The organism is Candidatus Omnitrophota bacterium (assembly GCA_021735655.1).
Taxonomy (GTDB): Bacteria; Omnitrophota; Gorgyraeia; order Duberdicusellales; family 4484-171; genus JAHKAJ01.
In genome coordinates this window covers 165142-188132 of sequence record JAIPGM010000002.1, presented here as the reverse complement: position 1 = coordinate 188132, position 22991 = coordinate 165142, and the positions used below count along the sequence as shown (strand labels likewise).

Below are 22991 nucleotides of genomic sequence, written 5' to 3'. Positions count from 1 at the left end.
CTGCTTTAGGTTCCTTCTTGCCAAGCACTCAAATAGGCTTTTTGTTCTTTAGTCAACTTATCAATTTTTATGCCCATTGACTTTAATTTAAGCTCAGCAACTTTTAAATCTATTCTATCAGGAACTTTATAAACTTGTTTTTTAAGTTTACCTTTATTTTTTGCGATAAATTCACAGCTTAAAGCCTGGTTCGCAAAACTTAAGTCCATAACTTCAGCCGGATGTCCTTCGGCACAAGCAAGGTTTACTAGCCGACCTTCTCCCAAAAGATAGATTCGCTTTCCATTTTTAAGGGTAAATTCGCGCACTAAAGGTTTGGCTTCTCTTTGCTTAACTGCCATTTTAGCAAGAGCTTTAATCTCAATCTCCACATCAAAATGACCAGAATTACAAACTAAAGTCGCATCTTGCATTAAAGGAAAATGATCGCGAGCAATAACATTTATATCTCCAGTTACCGTAATAAATATATTGCCAATCTTTGCAGCTTCTTTCATCGGCATCACTGAAAAACCATCCATAACTGCTTCAAGCGCCTTTAGGTGGTCTACCTCACAAACAACCACTCTTGCTCCCAAACCACGAGCACGTTGGGCAGCACCTTTTCCACACCAACCATAGCCACAAACAACTAGAGTTGTCCCAGCAATTAATTTGTTAGTGGCTCGAATTATCCCGTCAATGGTTGATTGTCCAGTTCCGTAACGATTATCAAATAAATGTTTAGTATAGGCATCATTAACGGCAACCACTGGATAAAGCAACCGACCCTCTTTCTCCAAGGCCTTTAAACGAATTACCCCGGTGGTCGTCTCTTCGGTACTTGCCCAAGGCAAGTAGTCTATTTTTTTAGAGCTAGCCGCCCGTTTATGAATCGTTGAAACTAAATCTGCCCCGTCATCAAGAGTAATCTGAGGTTTAGCCGCTAAGACTGAATTAATATGGCTATAATAAGTCTTTGTATCTTCGGCGTTAATTGCAAATACCTCTATTCCATAATCAAAAACCAAGGAAGCCGCGGTATCATCCTGGGTCGATAAAGGATTCGAGGCGCAAAACAAAGCTCGAGCTCCGGCAGCCTTTAGGGTAACTGCTAAAGCCGCAGTCTCGGTAGTTATATGCAGGCAAGCACCAATAGTTAAACCTTTAAGAGTTTTCTCTTTAGAAAACCGTCGGCGTATTTGTTCTAAAACCGGCATTCTTTGAATAGCCCATTCAATTCTTTTCTTACCTTCGGAGGCTAATTTTTTATCCTTTACATCGTAGTTCATTTTACCACCCGCTTTAGATCGTCAACTCTATCGGTGTTTTCCCAAGTAAAACCCTCTCCCTCTCTTCCAAAATGACCGTAAGCGGCAGTTTTAGTGTAAATTGGTCGAAGCAGCTTTAACTCATCAATAATCCCACCCGGAGTAAGCTTGAATACCTCTCTAACTCCCTTGGCAATTTTCTTATCATCAACCTGTGAGGTTCCGAAAGTATTTACATTTACCGATACCGGCTCAGCAATACCGATACAATAAGAAAGCTGAACTTCACATGCCGAAGCAATGCCAGCCTTAACAATATTTTTAGCAATATATCGAGACATATAAGAAGCAGATCTATCTACTTTCGTCGGATCCTTTCCTGAAAAAGCACCTCCGCCATGACGGGCAAACCCACCATAAGTGTCAACGATAATTTTTCGGCCAGTAACACCAGTATCAGAAACTGGACCGCCAACTTCAAACCTACCAGTACCATTAATAAAAATCTTTGAGTCATTATCAATCATATCTTTAGGAACTATGTGGTCAATTACTAGCTTTTTAATATCAGCTCTAAGGTCTTCAGTTTTTACATCCTTAGTGTGATGCGCACCAATAACAATAGCATCTACTCTTTTAGGTACACCTTTATCATACTCTATTGAAACTTGAGACTTTCCATCTGGTCGTAAGTAACGCAGAAGTCCGTCTTTACGTAACTCTGAAAGTCTCCGCACCAACTTATGCGAGAGCATAATCGGTAACGGCATTAACTCTGGTGTTTCAGAATTTGCAAACCCAAACATTAACCCTTGATCGCCGGCACCGCCGGTATCAACCCCTAAGGCAATATCTGGTGACTGTTCCTGAATTGCAGTTACTACCCCGCAACTCTCATAATCAAAGCCTACCGCTGGATCATCATAACCAATATCTTTTAGTAAATTTCTAACTAACTTTGGAACGCCGACATAACAGTCAGTGGTAATTTCTCCGGCTACCATTACAAATCCTCTAGTTACTAATGCTTCGCAAGCAACTCTACCATTAGGATCGTTAGATAAAACCGCATCCAATACCGTATCGGATATTTGATCGCAAACTTTATCCGGGTGCCCCTCGGTCACTGATTCAGATGCAAAATAACTTTTCATTTCTCTTTTCTCCTTTAATTTGCAGGATCGACTATCGGCTCTGAAACCTCGTTATTACTTTCAACTTTTTCCTTATCTTCAACAATTGCCGTATCTTTACCGGCTAAGGCAACAAAATCTTCTAATTTCGGTAGATCTTTTAAACTGTTAATTCCAAAGTATTCTAAAAATTTCCGAGTAGTAATATAAAGAAAGGGCCTGCCAACCACATCTTTGCGACCGCCAATTTTAATTAATCCGCTATCGGTAAGCTTCTTGGCTACACCATCAACATTAACTCCACGAATAGCCTCAACTTCAACACGAGTAATTGGCTGCTTATAAGCAATAATGGCTAGAGTTTCCAAGGAAGCCACTGAAAGTTTTTGCTTTGTCCGCTCCTGGTACATTTTTTTAACCCAAGTTTCATTCTCCGGACAAGAACACATCTGATAGCCTCCAGCAACCTTAACAATACATATGCCACTCTGACGCTGAGCATACTCTTCTTTAAGTTCATCTAAGGCCAATTCGACCTCTTTCTTGGTTGCCTCAACTACTTGAAGTAACTCATTCATTTCGATTGGCCGTTCATTAATAAAAAGCAAAGACTCAATAATTGATTTTACTTTCTGCTTATCCATAAGTTTATTTCTTTTGGCGATAGATTTCATTAAGCAGCTCTTCGCTGCTGTCAATTGAAGGTTTAGCTTCAATTGCTTTTTTGATCATTGCTTCTACTTCTTTATTGCTGTATTGTAAACGCCTTAGTATCTGCTTAGCCTCTTCAACAACTTCATTTTTCTCTGGTCCGCTAGCCTGCCCTTCATCGCGAATTAAAGCAAACCGACCAACCTTACCTTGAAGATGAGCAACTATCTGCTTAGCCCGTTGGTTCCCAATACCTACCAACCCAACCAGAAAAGTTAAATCTCCTTTTTCAATTGCCTGAGCAATGGTTGATATCGGCTGATCAAGGGCACGAAGGGCTGCCTTAGGGCCCACTCCAGAAACACTAATAAACTTTTCGAAAAAATCTTTTTCTAATTCATCAATAAACCCAACCATAGCCGGAATGCCACGATTGCCATCAATAGTTAAGTACTGATAGGTAATCAACTCTACAAAATTATTTTCATCTGGCTTAAGACGATTAAATACGGTTTTCGGTATATTTATTTCATAAAAAATACCGCTAACATCAATAATAGCCCTATTATCTTCTTTCTTTATTAATTGGCCTCTGATCTTATAAATCATAAGTATTCTAGCTTGACTTAAGACGTGAACCGTTAACGAGACTCTCTAACTTCTGAGCATGAGAAAACGCAACCACCAAAGAAAAAGCATCAGCAGTATGGTCGGAGATAAAGTTTTTTCCGGTAATGTTTTCAGCCATCTTTCGTACTTGCCGTGAGTTAGCGTTCCCCTTACCTAAGAATGCTTTTCGGGCTCGTGTTGGTGAATATTCAAAAAAACCTAAGCCCTCTTGATTAGCAAAAAGAGCTACTATACCCCGTACCTGGGCTAAAACTCCTAAGGTAGTTGGATGTCGGTAATGAGAATAGAGCTTTTCAACTACTATTGCTTTTGGTTTGTGTTGAGTTGCTTCTTTAAACAGCTCTCGATAAATATAACCTAATTTATCCGGCAAGGCTTCTTTGGGGTTAGGCTTTATCTGACCTTCCTTTAGCAATTCAACCTCTAGGCCTTTAACTTGACAAAGAACATATCCACAAACTCGCAAGCCCACATCAACGCCCAAGACTATCAACCTAAATCTCCTGAGCTATCTTCTCTAAAACTTCATCGGGAATATCAAAATTAGCATAGACTTTCTGGACATCGTCGTGGTCCTCCAAAGTTTCAATCAAGGAAAGAAGCTGTTTAGCCTCCGGCCCGCCAATTTTTACTGTAGAGTTAGGCACCTTAGTCAAATCAGCTGTATCGATATTAATATTCTTAGCCTCGAGAGCAGCCTTTACATTTTCGAAATCCTTAGGGTCACAAAAAACCTCAAAGCTTTTATCGCCAGCCTTGATATCTTCTGCGCCGGCGTCGATACATATCGAAAATAGTTCATCTTCAGTGGTTACGCTTTTGTCGATTTCAGCATAACCTTTAGCCGTAAAAATCCAAGCTACACTACCAGCCCCAGCCATATTCGCACCACGTTTAGTAAAAATATTTCGCACCTCGGCTGAAGTTCGGTTTTTGTTGTCGGTAAGTGTATCAACAATTATGGCCACACCGCCTGGACCGTAACCTTCAAAAGTACAGCTTTCATAAGTTACACCCGGTAATTCACCAGTACCCTTTTTAATTGCCTTCTCGATATTATCCTTAGGCATATTGGCAGCCTGAGCCCTACCAATTGCGGTTCGCAATCTTGGATTAGTATCAACGCTTCCACCGCCGGCTTTAGCGGCAACTGTAATTTCTCTTATGAATTTAGTAAAAAGGCGGCCCCTTTTTGCATCGGCAGCACCTTTTTTATGTTTTATACTCGCCCATTTTGAATGACCACTCATTATTACCTCCTAAATGAGTTATTGACATCAAAGATGTCAATAACGAATTATGTCCGAGCCGCTTCGGGAAAATATCGTAGAAATTTTCCCGATATACAGGCGGCCGGACAAACCTTTTTTACAATCATACCAAAAATCCGGTTGCTTTCTTTGCTAGCTTATCGGCCTCATGGTTTTTTTCTCTATCAATGTGAGTAATCGTAAATTTATCAAGTTTTTCGATTAAATTTTTAGCTAAAACATAGAGCGAATAAATATTCTGATTCTTTACTTTAAAATTACCCTTGATTTGCTCGCAAACTAATTTACTATCTGAAAATACCTGGACTTCACTCGCCTTCATATCAACAAGATCAGTCAAAGAAAAAATTAAAGCCATGTATTCAGCAAAATTGTTTGACTGGATACCCAAATAAATACTTTCTTTTTTTATACACTTGCCATCCTTATAGATTAAATAACCAATCCCACTTTTTCCGGGATTGCCAACTGAAGCGCCATCAACATAAACTATCATTTAAAATATATCCTCGGGCAAGTACAGTAACCTTACACAACTCTCACAAGAAACTAAATCTTCATACATTTTTATCGCATTAACTTTTTGATGAGTAAGTGAGAGGTAACAAGCACTGCAACTGTTACTTTTAACCGCAACGATAGCCGAACCATTACGGGTTTTAAGCAAACTCTCATAGCGACTTACAATATTTTTATCGATCTCATTAACAATAACTCTGCGTTTATTTTCTAAAGTGAGGAGTTCAGTTTCCACTTCCTTGATTTCCTCGATTATTTTTTTCTCGTTTTGTTTAAATTTAGATTCTTCTTCAGCTAGGACTTTTTTAGCTTGGTCCAGTTTATCTTTTTTTGACTCTATTTCGTCAAGAATTTTTATTACTTCTTCTTCAGCAACCGAAATGTCAGCCTTACAAGAACCAATCTCAGTAAGCTTAGCGTGATACTCTTTGTTAGTTTTTAGCTGAAGAAGCTGGCCTTGTGACTTTCTCAGGCTTTCTTCTTTGGAAGCAAGCTCTACCTCTCGATCCTTCTTTTGAAGTTGTGAATTCTTTAGCTGTTCCTCAAATTCGACAAGATTCTTTTTACTCTCTTCAAAAGCATCTTTTATTTCTTTTAAAAAGGCCGGTTTTATTATATCTTTTTCTTTTTTTAAACGATGAATCTCTAAATCGATTTCCTGTAAATCCACTAATTTTCTAATTTCTTCTTTTAAATTCATAAAGATATTTGCCTTCTCGGCTATCCTCGTTCCTAATAATGGGCCCGCAGGGACTCGAACCCCGGACCAGCAGATTATGAGTCGGCTGCTCTAACCAACTGAGCTACGGGCCCGCAAAAAGTCGTAAAATTATAGCAAGATATCGATTTATTCGCAAGCATTATTTAGGTAAATTTCTATACTGTTTAGGCGGATTTTGCTCAACCTTTAGGCCATTGGCTTGAGCTTCATCAAGGATAGGAAAAAAATTACAAATAGGCTTGACTAATTTTTTCAAGATCTTTTTTGCTCATCGCCCCTACTCGCTTCTCCATTATTTTACCACCCTTAAAAAGAAGAAGCGCTGGTATGCTCATAATCGAATATTTTGTTGCTAAGGCCGGAGCCTCATCAACATTTAGTTTACAAACCTTTAATTTACCTGAGTATTCTTTCGCCAGTTCCTCCAAGTAGGGAGCAATCATCTTGCACGGCCCGCACCAAGGAGCCCAAAAATCCAGTAAAACCGGCGTAGCAGAATTAAGCACCTCTTTCTCAAAATTATTAGTTGTAATTGTGACTTCCATGATCCGAAACCTCCCTTTGACGTAGAACTACATTTATTTATTCATTATGCTGATAGCTATTTAATTCTAGCAGTTTTTCTATCTAAAGCTTTAATTTCTCCAAGAATAGCTTCAATCTTTTTATTGCTTGACCAATTCTCAAGCTTGACGCAAGCAACAGTTTTGCCTAAATCATAATACAATTTCTCTTTCTTTATAGCTAAGGAAACTTTTTTAGTTTGCTTAACCCCCTTTTCAGAGACAGTTTTAAGATATTTTTCACTCTTGTTGAGTATTTTTTTTGCTTCCTTTATCCCCCTTTCGACTTCCTTCTTTGTCTTTGGCCAAACTTCTTCTTTCATATATTTTAAAGTATCGTTTTGCTTTGCCACAGAACACCTCCTCTTTATACTATTTTAACTACGCGACCTATTTTATCACAGCAAATTTCAGTTTGCAAAAATATCTTTAAACCTAAAAATAAAAAATTATAAAGGTAGGATTTAAACTAAGCTTTTAAAAAAATCTTTATCTTGGTGGAGGTGCGGGGAATCGAACCCCGGTCCGCAAAGGTTCAACGAAAAGTTACTACATGTTTAGCCTTATATTTATCTTAGTCTTGAAAGCTCCAAAAGGCGGGATCTTCCAAAAAGCAGCTTTATTAGTTTCAAACTAAACCCTCAAAGCAAAAGAGCCTAATTCTAGCCCCATAAGTGTGCACCAATAATTCCTGAGGCAAAAAATATCGGTGCCCTCCTTAGCCTAAGCCAACAGGAGATGTTGCAACGTAAGGTGTTGCGTTTGTGTTTTGTAAGCTCCGTTAACGCGGGAGACTTACCCTCGCGACATGCAACCGATCATCTAGCCATTACGTCGAAGCCTGTTCACCCCCAATTTTCAATAAAACGTTAATTTTTTAAAAAAAAATTATATAGATTAAGTTAATCTCGTCTAGATCGAAAATAGCAAAGATAACTCATACCGCTTTATACATACCATAAATAGCTCGACTCTGCAAGCTTGATTAAAAAATTACTTGAAAAATTTTTAATACCCGTTACTATACTTCTATGCTTAATAACTTTCGCAGCCACCATACAAAACGTATAATTTGGATATTGGCAATCGTAATCATTGCTGCTTTCGGCCTTTCAGGGGCCGGCTTTTACCTTTCGGGAAGAGATAAAAATATACTTGGTAAAATCGGTGGTGAAAAAATAACTATCTCCGAGCTGCAAGAAGCCATCCGAATGGCTAAGCTACAAGCACTACTTTCCGGAGGCGATTCTCAATCGCTCACTCCACTTGATTTTGAGCGCATCGGCTTAGACTTTTTAACTCTAATTTGGAAGGCCAATCAAGAAAAAATTAAAGTTACCAACGAAGAAGTTAAAAATTACGTAATAAACAACATCTTTGGTCAAAAAAGATTCAATCAAGAAACATATCAAAATTTCCTACAAGCAATTTCTCGACGCTACAATTTAAACCTAAATGCTCGTATGTTTGAAGAGCACATCCGCTCTTTCATTAAAATTGATAAGTTATTTCAAGAACACGCTACTGTCGAAGTGAAACCTGAAGAAATAAAAGAACTATATCTGCGCGATACACAAAAAGCAACCATAGCCTACTTAGCTATTAATTACAATAAATTTAAAGTTGATATTGGGATAGCGCCTAGCGAAATTGAGACATTCTATGAAGAAAATAAAGCCTTATTCGAAAAAGAAGCAAAAATAAATATAGCTTATGTGTTAATCGAAAACGATAATCCGAAAATTTCAGCTATCATTAACAACCTCAAAGAAATAAGGACCTTGGCCGAACTAGCCAGTAAATTTTCCCTAAAAATTAAAGAGACCGGATTAATCAAACTCTCCGATCCAATCGAAGACATCGGCTGGCAATATAAAATTACCGAAGTAGCTTTTTCATTAGACAAAAATACCTTAGGCCCCCCGCTAGAAACCGAAAAAGGTATTTTACTCATTGAAAAAACTGACCAAGAATCAGCTTTTATTCCAGTCCTTTCAGAAATTGAATCAGAAGTTAAGGAAAAACTAATTCTTGAAGAAGCAAAAAAGCAAGCTAAAAGCTTTTCTCAAGAACTTTTAGACAAAATAAACAATCAAAGCTTAAAAAATCTAAAGAAATTGGCCGGCCAAGAAAATATTACATATAAAGAACCTGAGCCATTTAAATTTTATGATTACATTGAGGGTCTTGGACTCGATCCGGAAATAAGTAATTCTATATTCTCACTCAAAAATGGTGAAGTTGAACCTAGGTTATTTATTCGAGAAAAGGCAATTTATATCGTTCAACTAAAAGAATTGACTGAAATCAATGATGCAGACTTTCAAAAAAAGAAAGATACCTACCGAGAACTACTTGCAAAAAATAAAGCATTTTCAAAACGAATACAATTTCTTCAAAGAGTAAAGCAAGAAGCTAATTTAAACCTAAACCCGCTTCGCTAAGACGCAAATAAAAAATTGCCTCGCCTGAAAAATTTAATATTTCAAACGAGGCAACTATAAACTTCTAAAGTTAATCTCTAGCTAACGCTTAGCTTTCTATTACGATTGCGTTAACCGGACATTGCGAAGCAATATCATGCAAATCACAACTTCCACATTCATCTGTTTTTACCTTGGCCATACCGTTACCATCTAATTCAAACACAGCCTCACACATATTAACGCATAGCCCACATCCAACACAAGCATTCTCATCAACTTTAACCTTTGCCATTACTCCCTCCTTTATTCGTCCGAATTGCAACAATCCATCTTTGATAGATATTCATAAATCTTAAATCTTCTAATAATTTCTTCCTGTGACAACTTCAATAGCATCTCTGCTCTTTCCGGCGCTGCAGTTTTTAAAGCTTTAAATCTATTTTCACTGTAGATATATTCTTCTAAAGGTATGCTCGGCGACTTGCTGTCAAGCTGCAAAGGATTTTTCTTCTCTTTTAATAACTGAGGATTAAATCTTACCAAAGGCCAATCACCAGAAGCAACAGCCTTTTTTTGTGCATCCACACCTTTAGTCATATTGATACCGTGAGCAATGCATTGAGAATAAGCAATAATTATTGAGGGGCCAGGATAGCTTTCAGCTTCTAAAAATGCTTTGAGGGTCTGAGCTGAATTTGCACCCATGGCAATACGAGCAACGTACACATTACCGTAACTCATAGCAAGCATTGCTAAATCTTTGCGCGGTAATGGCTTACCAGCGGCAGCAAATTTAGCTATCGCGCCCATCGGAGTCGCTTTAGACATCTGGCCGCCGGTATTTGAATAAACCCCAGTGTCCAAAACTAAAACATTAATATTTTTACCTGAAGCCAAAACGTGATCCAGACCACCGTAACCAATATCATAAGCCCACCCGTCACCACCTAAAATCCATACCGATTTTTTAACCAGTTGATCAGCAAATGACAATAACTCTTGAGCCAGCTTATCATTAGAAAGTTTCTTCAAAACATCTTTAAGCTTTGCCACTCTTAAGCGTTGATTTTCGATATCCTGATGAGTATCCTGATTGCCATTAAGTATTTCATTAGCTAAGGTAGAATTATCCCCTAGGGCTTTCTTGCTAAGTAATTCTTTAAGTAACTGCTTGGCCCGATCATTAATCTGATCCAAACTCAAACGCATACCGAAGCCAAACTCAGCATTATCCTCAAAAAGAGAATTAGACCAAGCTGGACCACGTTGATCACTATTAACACAATAAGGAGTGGTCGGCAAGTTACCACCGTAAATAGACGAACACCCTGTCGCGTTGGCGATTAAGGCTCGATCTCCGAAAAGCTGAGTCATCAATTTAACATAAGCGGTTTCTCCACATCCAGCACAAGCACCGGAAAATTCAAATAACGGTCGCATGAGTTGAGAACCTTTAACAGTGCTGATTGGGATCGGTAAATCCTCAATCTTCATATCCGGCAAAGAGAGAAAATACTCGAAGCTTTTCCGTTCACGCTCACGTACTGGAATTTGAGCAACCATATTAATTGCCTTTTTGTCGGTAGGCTTACTATTATCATCCTTTTTGAACACCGGACAACTATTAACGCAGACTCCACAACCAGTGCAATCCTCAGGGGCAACTTGAAGCGTAAAGGCCTTACTTTCCAAATCCTTACCTTTGGCCTGAGTATGCTTAAATTCAGCTGGAGCCTTAGTCAATTGGTCCTTATTATATATCTTCATTCGGATAACTCCGTGCGGACACATCAAACAACACTGTCCGCACTGAATGCAAACTAATGGATCCCACTCAGGAATCTGAGTGGCAATATTACGTTTTTCAACTTGAGTGGTCGCAGTCGGGTAAGTTCCGTCATTAGGGAAGGCCGACACCGGTAATTCATCGCCCTTGCCTTCAATAATTTTAGCAGTTACTTTTTTCACAAACTCTGGCGAATTATCAGGGACAACCAAAGGTATAGAAATTTTACTAGTAGCCTCACTAGGCACCAACACCTCTTCAATAGCCCCAGCCGCTTTATCAACCGCAGCCATATTCATCTGTACCACTTTATCACCCTTACTGCCGTAAGTTTTCTTAATCGCATCTTTTATGGCTGTTATTGCCTGATCAATCGGTAAAATATTACTGATTGTAAAAAAGGCTGTCTGCATAATCGTGTTAATTCTTGCCCCTAAGCCCAAACTTTCAGCAAGTTTAGTTGCATTAATCACATAAAATTTAAGTTTCTTTTGAATTATTTCCTTCTGGACTTCGATTGGAAGACGATCCCAAACTTGATCCTTACCGTAAGGACTAATCAAAAGAAAGGTTGCGCCTTCCTCAGCAACTGAAAGCAAGTCAAACTTCTCGACAAAAGAAAAATTATGACAAGCGACAAAGTTCGCCTGCTGAATAAGGTAGGTGCTACGGATTGGATCTTTTCCAAAACGAAGATGAGAAGCGGTGCGAGCTCCAGCCTTCTTTGAATCATAAACAAAATAAGCCTGAACATAATTATCAGTCAATTCACCAATTATTTTAATTGAATTCTTATTAGCACCAACGGTTCCGTCAGAACCGAGACCGTAAAAAACACCTCTAAAGTTTTGCGTATTCTCAGATGAAAAACAACTATTAGTCTCTAAACTGTGGTTGGTTAAATCGTCTTCAATGCCGACGGTAAAATGGTTTTTAACTTCACTCTTAGCTAAATTATCAAAAACTGCCTTAACCATGCAAGGGGTAAATTCTTTCGAACCTAAACCATACCGGCCACCAATGATTTTAGGCCACTCTTTAAAAGGGGCAACTTTATTCTCCAAAGCTTCACCGATAGCTGAACGCACATCTAGATAAAGTGGCTCACCAATTGCCCCCGGCTCTTTAGTTCTGTCTAAAACAGCTATTGCTTTAGTAGTCTTAGGAAAACTATCAACAAAAGCATCAACCGAGAATGGACGATAAAGTCTAACCTTAACCAGGCCTACCTTTTCGCCCTGTTTAGTTAGATAATCAACAGTCTCATGAACGGTTTCAGCGCCAGAACCCATAATCACAACGATTCTTTCGGCATCGGGCGCTCCAACATACTCAAAAAGACTATAACTCCTGCCAACTTGCTTAGAAAATTTATCCATTGCCGTTTGAACAATATCCGGTGCATTTTCATAAAAAGCATTTACAGTTTCTCTTTCTTGAAAAAAAACATCAGGATTCTGTGATGTACCTTTTATGGTCGGACAATCTGGGGTAAGCGCTCGTCTGCGATGAGCAGTAATATCTCCAAAATCAATTAAAGCTAACATATCTTCTTTAGCTAGCTCCTCTACCTTTTGAATTTCATGAGAAGTACGAAAACCATCATAAACCATCAGCAAGGGAACTCGAGTTTTTAGAGTTGAACTCTGGGCAATCAAAGCTAAATCCATAACTTCCTGAACGCTGTTTGCAAATAAAATTCCAAAGCCCGTAGAACGTGCCGCCATAACATCAGAATGGTCACAAAATATCGAAAGCGCATGAGTTGCTACAGTGCGAGCAGTTACATAAAAAACGGTTGGCGTTAACTCGCCGGCGATCTTAAACATATTCGGAACCATTAACAACAAGCCCTGAGATGCGGTAAAAGTAGTTGTAAGGCTGCCGGCTGAAAGTGCTCCGTGAACGGCCCCAGAAGCTCCACCTTCTGATTGAAGTTCTGAGACTACTGGTATCTGACCCCAAATATTAGTCTCGCCTTTAGCTGACTTTTCGTCAGCCATCTCCCCAACACCAGAGGAAGGGGTTATCGGATAAATCGCAATAACTTCATTGGTAGCATGAGCAACATGAGCTGCTGCGGTATTTCCATCTATGGGAATTTTTCGACGCTTCATTATGGTATCCTCCTCAATTTTAGTGCTTTTTTAAGTAATAATAAAAGGAATATATTTTATAACACAAAACCTAAAACTATGCAAACAAATTATCTAATCTTAATAAATTCACGAGCGGATTAGCTAGCAGATAGATTCATTGTCTTAATTTCCCAGCCAAAACTCTTTGTCGCCGCTATCCTTAACTAGACTCAATAACACTTCGACGATCACTGGGTCATATTTAGTACCTTTGTTGTCTGACAGCTCACTGCAGGCATCTTTTAAGCCAAGAGCAGCCCGATACGGACGATGATGAGTCATGGCCTCCAAGACATCACTAACCGCTAAAATACGGGCTTCAGTCATAATTTTATCACCGCTTAGTTGACGCGGGTAGCCAGAACCATCAATTCGTTCATGGTGCTGATAAATAATTTCAGCCAAAGGAAACGGAAAATCTACATCTTTTATTAAATTATAACAATTAGTAGTGTGCTCCTTTATTAAACTATATTCTAAACTGCTTAAAACCCCGGGTTTATTTAAAATATCCAAAGGGATACTTATCTTTCCTAAGTCATGAAGCTCTCCAGCTAACTTCATAGCTAAAATTTGATTATCGTCCCAGCCTAAAGCTTTAGCAATCTCAGCGCCTATCTTAGCAACATGTCGGGTGTGACTAAAAGTATAAGGATCTCGCATTTCTAGAGCCTTTCCTAAAATTTCGAGTGCATTTATGGCCATTGAAAGACGATTCTCTTCCAGATTACCATGAGCGGTCATGTCACGAGTGGTACCGATACTACCAATGATTTTACCACCCCTATCGTGCATCGGAATTTTAGTCGTAATCACTTGATTCCAACTACCATCGGGAAGTTTAGTCTTCTCAATTTTGCCAACTATTGGCTTTCCGGTATTTAAAACATGATTGTCGTCTTCAAACATTTCTTTAGCCTGGCTATAAGGAAAAAAATGAAAGTCAGTCTTTCCAACTATCTCCTTTTCGTTAAGTCCAGTACCGTCAACATAAAACTTATTAACTTTAATTATCCGGTTGCTTCGATCTTTGAAATAAACAGCATCCGGAATATTATCAAATAACGCCTGGAGAAAATCCTTCTCCAAAATTAACCGGTCTTGCATTCGCTTTTGATAAGAGATATCTTGAATTATCCCTTCTAGGCATTTCGTTTTATCCTTAGAAAAGATATAAGAAGCAGTTATCGCCACCCAGATTCGACTCCCATCCTTTTTCTTAAACGGAACCTCGAAAAATTTAATCTTTTGATTACGATTTAATATTTCAAAAAAAATCTCACAATCCTTAGAATCAAAAAACAATTTATCTATCTTTTCCTGTAAGAAATACTTTCGACTAAGATAGCCCAACATTCCAAAAAGCGTGCTATTTGCAGCAACAAATCCCTCACGCGGCAGGAGTGAGTAACGAAATAAACCCAACTCGAGATTGTCGGCGCCAACTGTGCTTAAAGAAAAAGGTGCTTCTCGCATAAATTATAAATTTTTAAAACTATTGTTTATTATAACACTATCGAAAGTAAAAATCCATAAAAAAATCCCCGTCTCTTTTAGGAAGACGGGGATTTTATGGTCAAATTTTGATAAAATTAGTAGCCCATACCAGGCATACCACCACCCATGCCAGGCATACCGCCAGGCATTGGAGCTTTATCTTCTTTTTCTGGTTTGTCAGCAATGACTACTTCAGTTGTAATCAACAATCCTGAAATCGAAGCTGCATTTTGAATAGCAGTTCGAGCAACTTTGGTTGGATCAATGATGCCAGCTTCAAACATGTCAATTATTCTATTGTTTTCAGCATCAAAACCAACATTAGCTTTCTCATTCCTGATTTTTTCTACCATTACCGAACCTTCTAAACCAGCATTAGTTACCAATTGCCGTAAAGGCTCTTCAAGCGCCCGACGCACAGTATTCACACCAATCTGCTCGTCGCCTTCAACTTTTATCTTGTCTAGCGCTGGGATGCTGCGAAGAAGTCCAATTTCCCCACCGGGAATAATCCCTTCTTCAACTGCTGCCCTGGTTGCATGAAGTGCATCTTCAACCCTGGCTTTTTTTTCTTTCATTTCAGTCTCAGTAGCTGCTCCAACGTTTATTACGGCAACTCCACCGGCAAGTTTAGCTAACCGCTCCTGGAGCTTCTCTTTATCGTAATCAGAATCACTTTTTTCAATCTGGGCTCTAATTTGTTTAATTCTTCCCTGGATAGCTGTAGTTTTCCCGGCGCCTTCAACTATAGTTGTATTTTCTTTGTCAACTTTTACTTTCTTAGCTCGACCCAAATCCTCTAAAGAAACATTCTCTAATTTTAAACCCAAATCCTCAGTTATTGACTTTCCGCCAGTAAGCATAGCAATATCATCAAGCATTGCTTTGCGACGATCGCCATACCCGGGAGCTTTAGCAGCACAACAAATAAAAGTTCCCCGAATCTTGTTAACTACCAAAGTTGCCAAGGCTTCGCCATCAACATCTTCAGCAATAATCATTAACGGCTTTCCGGAACGAGCAATCTTTTCTAATAAGGGGAGCATATCTTTGAGGTTGGATATTTTCTTTTCATAAAGTAAGATATAAGGGTCTTCTAGAAGAGTTTCCATCTTCTCAGCATCAGTAGCAAAATAAGGGGACAAATAGCCTTGATCAAATTGCATACCCTCAACTACCTTTTTGTCAGTTACCATAGACTTAGCTTCTTCAACGGTAATTACCCCGTCTTGACCAACACTTTCCATAGCATCAGCAATTAACTCACCAACATGAGAGTCACCGTTAGCGGCTATCGTTGCAACTTGGGCAATTTCTTTTTTATCCTTAACTGGCTTAGATAGTTTTTTTAGCTCTTCAATCACCACTACCACTGCTTTGTCGATTCCTCTTTTTAATGCCATCGGGTTTGCACCGGCAGCAACATTCTTGATTCCTTCTTTAAAAATTGCTTCGGCCAAAACTGTTGCGGTAGTTGTTCCATCGCCAGCTTCATCCGAAGTTTTCTCGGCCACCTCTTTAACTAATTGAGCGCCAATATTCTCGTAAGGATCTTCTAGGTCGATCTCTTTAGCTACGCTTACTCCATCTTTAGTTATGGTCGGTGAGCCAAACTTCTTATCGAGAATTGCGTTTCTTCCCTTAGGACCTAAGGTAACTTTAACTGCCCTGGCCAAAAGCTCAACGCCTCTTAAAATTGCCCGACGGGCTTCTTCACTGAATATTAACTGTTTTGCCATAAATAACCTCCTATCCTACAATTCCTAAAACATCGTCTTCACGAATAATCAGACACTCTTCACCATCTAAGGTGATCTCAGTTCCTGAATATTTACCATAAAGCACTTTATCGCCTACCTTCAAAGATACGGCGATTACCTTGCCGTCGTCAGATTTTTTACCTTCACCCACAGCGACGATCTCACCTTCCTGAGGTTTTTCCTTGGCAGAATCGGGAATAACAATACCCCCCTTAGTCTGCTCCTTGGCCTCAAGCGGTTTCACCAAAATTCGATCAGATAATGGCTTAAACTTCATCTAAGCACCTCCTTTAATTAAACCTAACCTTTTTTGACTAAAATAACGAAAAAACTGCAATTAACTAACTTAGCAATCTCTACCCAAGAGTGCTAATTATACTTAAGTAGACAACCTTGTCAAGAAAATTTTTAAATTTTTTTACTGGGAAAGATATTGGGCAGCCAAACTTTGAAGACCTTTTGCCACTAGGTATGGCTCATAGGAATAACTGAAGTCGAGCTTAGACTTAACCCAAGCAGCTTCGCCTCCGGTAACAACAATAGTTGCTGAACGAGGAATTTTTAAAAGCTTACAATATTTTTTAACTAAAGAATTAATCATCACTGAAAACCCTTCAGTCAACCCCTTGCTTATGCTTTCGGCGGTATCTTTAGGTATAATTCGTTTTGTTTTAGTTATCTTTATTTTCTTGGGAAGAAGGGCGCAGCTAGAAAATACCGAAAGAGTTGAGCCGGCTCCAGGCAAAATAATCCCCCCTTGATAATCACCCTTAACCGATAAAAAATCAAAAGTAATCGCTGTGCCAAAATCAAGCACTATCCTCACCTTAGGAAATAAATTTTTAGCTGCTAAAGCGGCGACTAATCGATCTGAACCAACATCACTACGTTTATATTTACAACCGATAGGAACTTTAATTTCCTTGCCGATGAGGTAGACCTTCCGATTCAAAGATTGAAACAACTTGCTCACCTTAGGCACGACCGAACAAAGCAAAATCGGCCCCGAAGAGAAATTAACCAAAGCGTCCTTAACTGCCTTTTTAGTAACTTGGCGAGTAGACAAAGATACAATTTTGGTAATTTTTTTTCCTTTGAACTGAAATAAACTTATACTAGTGTTTCCAACGTCAACTACAATCATAACTTAAATAATTATAGACTATTTAACCTTTTTGGCAATAACTTTGCGCAGCTCTTCTATTTTATCACGTAAACTAGCGGCTTTTTCAAAATGTAAATGCTTAGCCGCCAAAAACATCTCCTTTTCAAGCTGGCCAATAACTTCATGTAAGCTACCAACTTCTTCTTTAAGATCAAGTCGCTGATTAAGCTTATTCGCTTCTTTTAAGTATATTTCAATACCTTCATTGATTGCCTTCTGAATACTCCTAGGGGTAATATTATTGATTCGATTATGCTCAAGTTGCACCTTCCGGCGACGCGAACTTTCATTGATTGCTTTCTGCATTGATTTAGTAACCCTATCTGCATACATGATAACGTGTCCGTTAATATTGCGGGCGCATCTTCCGGCCACCTGGATTAATGACGTTGCTGAACGCAAGAATCCTTCTTTGTCAGCATCAAGGATTATCACTAAAGATACTTCCGGTAAGTCTAACCCTTCCCGTAAAAGATTTACTCCAACCAAAAGGTCAATTTTTTTCATCCGGAGATCTTTCAAAATCTTTGTCCTCTCAAAAGTATTGACCTCTGAATGGACATAGCTGACTTTTAATCCTTCATCAGCCAAATATCGTGAAAGTTCCTCAGCCATCCGTTTAGTCAAAGTAGTAATCAAGGTTCGTTCTTTGCTCTTAATCCGGTTTTTAACTTCCGCGATTATATCTTCGATTTGATTTTCACTTGGGCGAACTTCTATTTCCGGGTCAGGTAGCCCAGTGGGTCTAATAATTTGTTCGACAACCTTGTAGTCAGAAAGTTTTAATTCATACTCTGCCGGAGTTGCGGAAACATGAACTGCTTTGTTAATTAATTTGGTAAACTCATCAAAACGAAGCGGCCGGTTGTCTAAGCAAGACGGCAACCTAAAGCCATAGTTAACTAAGGTTTTTTTTCGCGACTTATCGCCCTCATACATTCCCCGTACCTGAGGTACAGTCACATGGCTTTCATCAATAATAGTAATAAAGTCTTTAGAAAAGTAGTCTAAAAGACAAAATGGCCTTGATCCAGTCGGGCGACCAGTTAAATGGCGAGAATAGTTTTCAATGCCATGACAATATCCGCACTCATTCAACATTTCAAGATCAAAAAGAGTTCGCTGCCTCAAACGCTGAGCTTCAAGGAGTTTTCCTTCTTTTTTAAAAAAATCGCAACGATCCTCAAGCTCTAAAGAAATCGTTCTTGAAGCTGCCTCAATTTTATCCTTCTCGATGATAAAATGTTTTGCCGGATAGATACTTACTCTCTCCAAGTCGCTAATCTTTTTTCCACTGGCCTGATCAAACTCATAAATTTTCTCTAACTCCTGATTAAAAAACTCTACTCGCAGTGGCCGCTCCTTGTAAGATGGGAAAATATCTAAAGTATCACCTTTCAAGCGAAAGGTTCCTCTTTGAAAATCAAAGTCATTGCGCTCATACTGAAGCTCGGTAAGCTGCTTAATAACACTTTCAGTTTGTAAAGCCTGACCCGAGACTAAATTTAACGTTAAATTCTGATAATCTTCTGGAGAACCTAAGTTATAAATGCAAGATACCGATGCGACTACTATAACATCTTGGCGAGCAATAAGTGAACTTGTCGATGAAAGCCTTAAGCGATCAAGACGATCATTAATTGATGCATCCTTTTCAATATAGGTATCAGTTTGAGGAATATAGCTTTCCGGTTGATAATAATCGTAATAACTAACAAAATATTCAACCGCATTTTGAGGAAAAAACTCGCGAAACTCAGCATAAAGCTGACTAGCTAGGGTTTTATTGTGAGAAATCACTAAAACCGGACGATTCAACTTCTCGATTGCACAAGCCAAAGTAAAGGTTTTCCCTGATCCGGTTACACCCAAAAGAGTAGAAAAACGCTTCTCAGACTTTATCCGCTGAATGAGCTTCTTTATTGCCTGAGGTTGATCTCCGGTAGGCTTGAATTTACTGACCAGCTTAAATCGGTCCATCTAAACTATATTACTTCTAATGAGAAATCGATAGATTTTAGGGAGTGCGTTAGGCAACCAATAGATATCCGGTCTACTCCGCTACGAGCAACCGCCCGGACATTCTTTAAGGTTATTCCGCCTGAAGCCTCTAGCTTTAGTCTCGGGAAACTTTCATTGCGCATACTTACCGCTTTTTTTAAATCAGCTAAAGAGAAGTTATCAAGCATAATAATATCCGGCTTAGCTTGAGCAACCTGGCGGAATTCAGATAATTCTTCAATTTCAATTTCAATTTTGCCAGAAGATTTCTTTCTAAAATTTTTAACTAACTTAGCAATCTTTTTATCGTCTAATTTACCCTTATTTAGATATCGGCCAATTCTTAAGTGATTATCTTTAATTAAAACCGCTCCCGATAAACAACTACGATGATTGCGGCCTCCACCTACTAAAACTGCATATCTTTGCAACTGGCGCAAGTTAGGTATGGTTTTACGGGTATCCATAATTATCGCTTTATTACCCTTTGATTGATGAACAAATTTTTCAGTGTTAGTTGCTACAGCCGATAAAAACGAAAGGAAGTTTAAAGCTACTCTCTCAGCAGCTAAAATATCCCTAGCTCTGGCGGCAATTATTGCAACTCTTTGTCCAGGCTTTAAAGTCGCACCGTCCTTCTTTAGTGCTTTAAAAATTACTTTTTTATTAATCTGCTTAAAAACTGCTTTTGCTACCTCGATGCCGCAGAGTAAACCCTTTTCTTTAGCAATGATCTCCACCTTAATCCTAGTGGCTTTTGGAATCGCTAAGCTAGTAGTAATATCTCTTCTCGCCGAATCTTCATTTAAAGCCAAAACAATAGTCTTTCTGATTTCTTTAGTTAAAAGCATTTTTTAAATCCTTAATTCGGTTAACCTCAGTTAATAAATCTGTAACTGCTGTTTCTGCCTCCTGAACTTTATCGAGTGGTGCATTTTTTCTAAATTGCTCACTAGCAAGTCTTTTTTGAATCTTAGTTAAAACCACTGTCTTTGACTCAATTTTCTTACTAAGTGCAGCGACAAAGTTTGACTTCTCAATATCCTTAACTGCTAAATTAATCTCCCACAAACCAGAATCATAAAGAACTCGCGATAATTTTTCCGCACCAGCAGCATTCTTGAATTCAATGCTTTCTGAAAAAGTTAACCGCTTTAACCAAGCTTGGTTTTCCTTCAAAAAAGAAAGTCGATTATCACTAGCCCTCGCCTCTAAAACTGTTTTTTTAGTAGTGATACCTAAAATCGCCTTGATATTTCTTATTTCCTTAATCGTTGCGACCAAAGTCTGAATTTCAATAATTTCTTTTTGGCTGATTTTCTTATCCGGTTTAGACCAGCTAGAAACCACTATGCTCTCATCTAAACTAAGGTTAGTATTTTGCTTAATTAAACTGAACACCTCTTCAGTTATAAAAGGCATAATCGGATGAAGCAGCTTCATTGCCGAAAGCAATACTTTTAGAGAAACTTTTGCCCGGGTTAAGTTAAAGTCATCTTTTATTATTTCGATATACCAATCACAAAAATCATGCCAAAAAAAATCATATATCTTTTTAGCGGCATCATTTAAGCGATACTTATCTAAACTAGCAGAAATTTCATCGATCGCCTCAGATAATTTATCTAATATCCATTTATCAACTGCTGCCTTTTCGACATTTTCTAAATCATCAATTTTAAAATTTGCCTGTTCAATTTTTAAGAAAATAAATCGAACCGAATTCCAAATTTTATTACAAAAATTTCGACCAACCAAAAATTTTTCATCAGAAAGATAAACATCGGAACCACTTGCAGCACAAAGAGTTATAGAAAAGCGCAAAGCATCGGCGCCAAAATTATCAATAACCCCTAAAGGATCAATAGTATTACCTAAAGACTTAGACATCTTTTTTCCAGTCTTGTCTCTAACCGTTCCGTGAATAAAAACATCACTAAACGGCTTTTTGCCGGTGAATTCAAACCCGGCCATAATCATCCGAGCTACCCAGAAAAAAATTATTTCCGGCGCGGTAACTAAAACATCAGTCGGATAAAAATAGTCTAATTCTTTTTTTGACGATTTTTCCGGCCAGCCAAAAGTAGCAAACGGCCAAAGCCAGGATGAAAACCAAGTATCAAGAACATTCTCATCTTGCCATAAATTCGTTGATCCACACTGACGACATTTTTTTGGCTTTACTTCGGCAGCGATCACTTCCTTCTGGCAATCTCGACAATAATAAATCGGAATCCTATGGCCCCACCAAATTTGCCGTGAGATACACCAATCACGAATATTTTCCATCCAATTAAGGTATACTTTAGTCCATCTAGAAGGGTGGAATTTAATTTCACCATTTTTGACTGCCTTAATTGCTGGCTTGGCTAAAGGTTTCATCTTAACAAACCACTGACGCGACAAATATGGCTCAACTAAAGTATCACAACGATAACATTGGCCGACCGAATAAGAATGAGGCTCGGTTTTTTCAAGTAATTTTTGCTTAGTTAACTCCTGTAATATCGCTTCTCTGGCCTCAAATCGGTCCATACCCTGATAACCAGCAGCATTTTCATTCATCGATCCATCAGGGCTCATAACTAAAACTGAAGGTAATTTATGTCGTTGACCAATCTCAAAATCATTAGGATCATGGGCCGGGGTTACCTTGACTGCTCCAGTTCCAAACCCCGGATCAACAAATTCATCGCTGATTACCTTAATTTCCCGACCAGTCAAAGGAAGAATTATGGTTTGACCTAAAATCGACTTATATCTTTTATCTTTAGGATTTATCGCAACCGCGGTATCTCCAAGCATAGTCTCCGGACGAGTTGTAGCCACAACTACAAAATCATCAGATCCTTTGATCGGATATTTTATATAATACAAAGATCCTTCTCGTTGCTGATGAGGAGCTTCTTCATCACTGAGTGCGGTTTTACAGCGCGGACACCAGTTTATAATATAATCACCTTGATAAATTAGCTTCTTCTTCCAAAGCTCAACAAAAACTCGAGTTACGGCTTTAGAATAACCTTCATCCATAGTAAACCGGGTTCTTGACCAATCACAACTAGAACCAAGCTTTTTAAGCTGATCAATAATCGTTGAACCGTATTGATCTCTCCAGGCCCAAAGCTGCTTTAAAAACTCTTCTCGGCCAATATCTTCTTTTTTTAGCCCTTGTTTAGCTAATTTTTTTTCAACTACATTCTGAGTAGCAATTCCAGCATGATCAGTGCCTGGCATCCAGAGCGCCTGATACCCCTGCATTCGCTTATAGCGAATTAGAATATCCTGAATAGTGTTATTTAAAGCATGGCCCATGTGCAGAATTCCGGTAACATTCGGTGGCGGAATGACTATTGAATAGGCCGGCTGTTTAGACTTAGTCGCCTTAAATAGTGTGCTCTCGAGCCATTTTTTTAGAATTTTTGGCTCAATTTCCTTGTGGTTGTAGCGTGAAGAAATTTCCATATTTAAAGTTAAAAA

General features: G+C 38.6%; 20 protein-coding genes, 1 tRNA gene and 1 other RNA gene. 1 reads left to right on the top strand and 21 read right to left on the bottom strand.

What is annotated here, in order from left to right:
* Positions 1 to 5: 5 nt before the first annotated feature.
* The 12 genes from ahcY to ssrA form a co-directional block, all read right to left on the bottom strand.
* Positions 6 to 1271: an adenosylhomocysteinase gene (gene ahcY / locus K9L86_01975; GenBank protein MCF7907628.1), complete on the bottom strand. Its 1266-nt coding sequence runs from the start codon at positions 1269 to 1271 to the stop codon at positions 6 to 8.
* Positions 1268 to 2404 (bottom strand): methionine adenosyltransferase, encoded by a 1137-nt coding sequence (gene metK / locus K9L86_01970; protein MCF7907627.1) that lies wholly within the window; start codon positions 2402 to 2404, stop codon positions 1268 to 1270. Before metK ends, ahcY begins: the two co-directional genes overlap by 4 nt.
* A 14-nt stretch (positions 2405 to 2418) precedes the next feature.
* Complete coding sequence (scpB, locus tag K9L86_01965; GenBank protein MCF7907626.1) at positions 2419 to 3057, bottom strand: SMC-Scp complex subunit ScpB; 639 nt, start codon at positions 3055 to 3057, stop codon at positions 2419 to 2421.
* Positions 3032 to 3643, bottom strand: a complete 612-nt coding sequence (locus tag K9L86_01960; protein MCF7907625.1) for a hypothetical protein — start codon at positions 3641 to 3643, stop codon at positions 3032 to 3034. Before K9L86_01960 ends, scpB begins: the two co-directional genes overlap by 26 nt.
* Before the next feature lie 7 nt (positions 3644 to 3650).
* On the bottom strand, positions 3651 to 4157 hold the full coding sequence (locus K9L86_01955; protein MCF7907624.1) for a crossover junction endodeoxyribonuclease RuvC: 507 nt from the start codon (positions 4155 to 4157) through the stop codon (positions 3651 to 3653).
* Between the two features lies 1 nt (position 4158).
* Entirely contained in the window at positions 4159 to 4914 is a 756-nt protein-coding gene (locus tag K9L86_01950) for a YebC/PmpR family DNA-binding transcriptional regulator (GenBank protein ID MCF7907623.1), read from the bottom strand.
* Positions 4915 to 5038: 124 nt separating this feature from the next.
* The gene (locus K9L86_01945) at positions 5039 to 5431 is read right to left on the bottom strand and encodes a ribonuclease HI family protein (protein MCF7907622.1); all 393 of its coding nucleotides are present in this window, start codon (positions 5429 to 5431) and stop codon (positions 5039 to 5041) included.
* Complete coding sequence (locus K9L86_01940; GenBank protein ID MCF7907621.1) at positions 5432 to 6154, bottom strand: hypothetical protein; 723 nt, start codon at positions 6152 to 6154, stop codon at positions 5432 to 5434.
* A gap of 39 nt (positions 6155 to 6193) precedes the next feature.
* Positions 6194 to 6267, bottom strand: a tRNA-Ile gene (locus K9L86_01935).
* Between the two features lie 135 nt (positions 6268 to 6402).
* Complete coding sequence (trxA, locus tag K9L86_01930; protein MCF7907620.1) at positions 6403 to 6720, bottom strand: thioredoxin; 318 nt, start codon at positions 6718 to 6720, stop codon at positions 6403 to 6405.
* Between the two features lie 56 nt (positions 6721 to 6776).
* A complete protein-coding gene (locus tag K9L86_01925) occupies positions 6777 to 7091 on the bottom strand; it encodes a hypothetical protein (protein MCF7907619.1) in 315 nt (104 codons plus the stop codon).
* Between the two features lie 142 nt (positions 7092 to 7233).
* Positions 7234 to 7591: a transfer-messenger RNA gene (ssrA, locus tag K9L86_01920) on the bottom strand.
* Positions 7592 to 7769: 178 nt separating this feature from the next.
* Between ssrA and K9L86_01915 the strand changes: the two genes are divergently transcribed.
* Positions 7770 to 9182 (top strand): SurA N-terminal domain-containing protein, encoded by a 1413-nt coding sequence (locus K9L86_01915; protein MCF7907618.1) that lies wholly within the window; start codon positions 7770 to 7772, stop codon positions 9180 to 9182.
* An 88-nt stretch (positions 9183 to 9270) separates the two neighbouring features.
* Here K9L86_01915 and K9L86_01910 read toward each other — a convergent pair whose 3' ends face one another.
* The 9 genes from K9L86_01910 to K9L86_01870 form a co-directional block, all read right to left on the bottom strand.
* Positions 9271 to 9456, bottom strand: a complete 186-nt coding sequence (locus K9L86_01910; GenBank protein ID MCF7907617.1) for a ferredoxin — start codon at positions 9454 to 9456, stop codon at positions 9271 to 9273.
* Between the two features lie 11 nt (positions 9457 to 9467).
* Positions 9468 to 13067, bottom strand: a complete 3600-nt coding sequence (nifJ, locus tag K9L86_01905; GenBank protein ID MCF7907616.1) for a pyruvate:ferredoxin (flavodoxin) oxidoreductase — start codon at positions 13065 to 13067, stop codon at positions 9468 to 9470.
* Positions 13068 to 13211: 144 nt separating this feature from the next.
* Positions 13212 to 14564 (bottom strand): PAS domain S-box protein, encoded by a 1353-nt coding sequence (locus tag K9L86_01900; GenBank protein MCF7907615.1) that lies wholly within the window; start codon positions 14562 to 14564, stop codon positions 13212 to 13214.
* Positions 14565 to 14680: 116 nt separating this feature from the next.
* Positions 14681 to 16324: a chaperonin GroEL gene (gene groL / locus K9L86_01895; protein MCF7907614.1), complete on the bottom strand. Its 1644-nt coding sequence runs from the start codon at positions 16322 to 16324 to the stop codon at positions 14681 to 14683.
* Between the two features lie 10 nt (positions 16325 to 16334).
* Positions 16335 to 16622 carry a co-chaperone GroES gene (groES, locus tag K9L86_01890; protein ID MCF7907613.1) on the bottom strand — a complete coding sequence of 96 codons (288 nt, stop codon included), beginning with the start codon at positions 16620 to 16622 and terminating at the stop codon, positions 16335 to 16337.
* A gap of 141 nt (positions 16623 to 16763) precedes the next feature.
* Positions 16764 to 17489, bottom strand: coding sequence for a type III pantothenate kinase (locus K9L86_01885; protein MCF7907612.1), 726 nt, complete (start codon positions 17487 to 17489; stop codon positions 16764 to 16766).
* Positions 17490 to 17507: 18 nt separating this feature from the next.
* Complete coding sequence (gene uvrB, locus K9L86_01880; protein ID MCF7907611.1) at positions 17508 to 19490, bottom strand: excinuclease ABC subunit UvrB; 1983 nt, start codon at positions 19488 to 19490, stop codon at positions 17508 to 17510.
* A 5-nt stretch (positions 19491 to 19495) separates the two neighbouring features.
* Positions 19496 to 20362 (bottom strand): carboxylating nicotinate-nucleotide diphosphorylase, encoded by an 867-nt coding sequence (gene nadC / locus K9L86_01875; GenBank protein MCF7907610.1) that lies wholly within the window; start codon positions 20360 to 20362, stop codon positions 19496 to 19498.
* Positions 20349 to 22976 carry a valine--tRNA ligase gene (locus K9L86_01870; GenBank protein ID MCF7907609.1) on the bottom strand — a complete coding sequence of 876 codons (2628 nt, stop codon included), beginning with the start codon at positions 22974 to 22976 and terminating at the stop codon, positions 20349 to 20351. Before K9L86_01870 ends, nadC begins: the two co-directional genes overlap by 14 nt.
* Positions 22977 to 22991 lie beyond the last annotated feature (15 nt).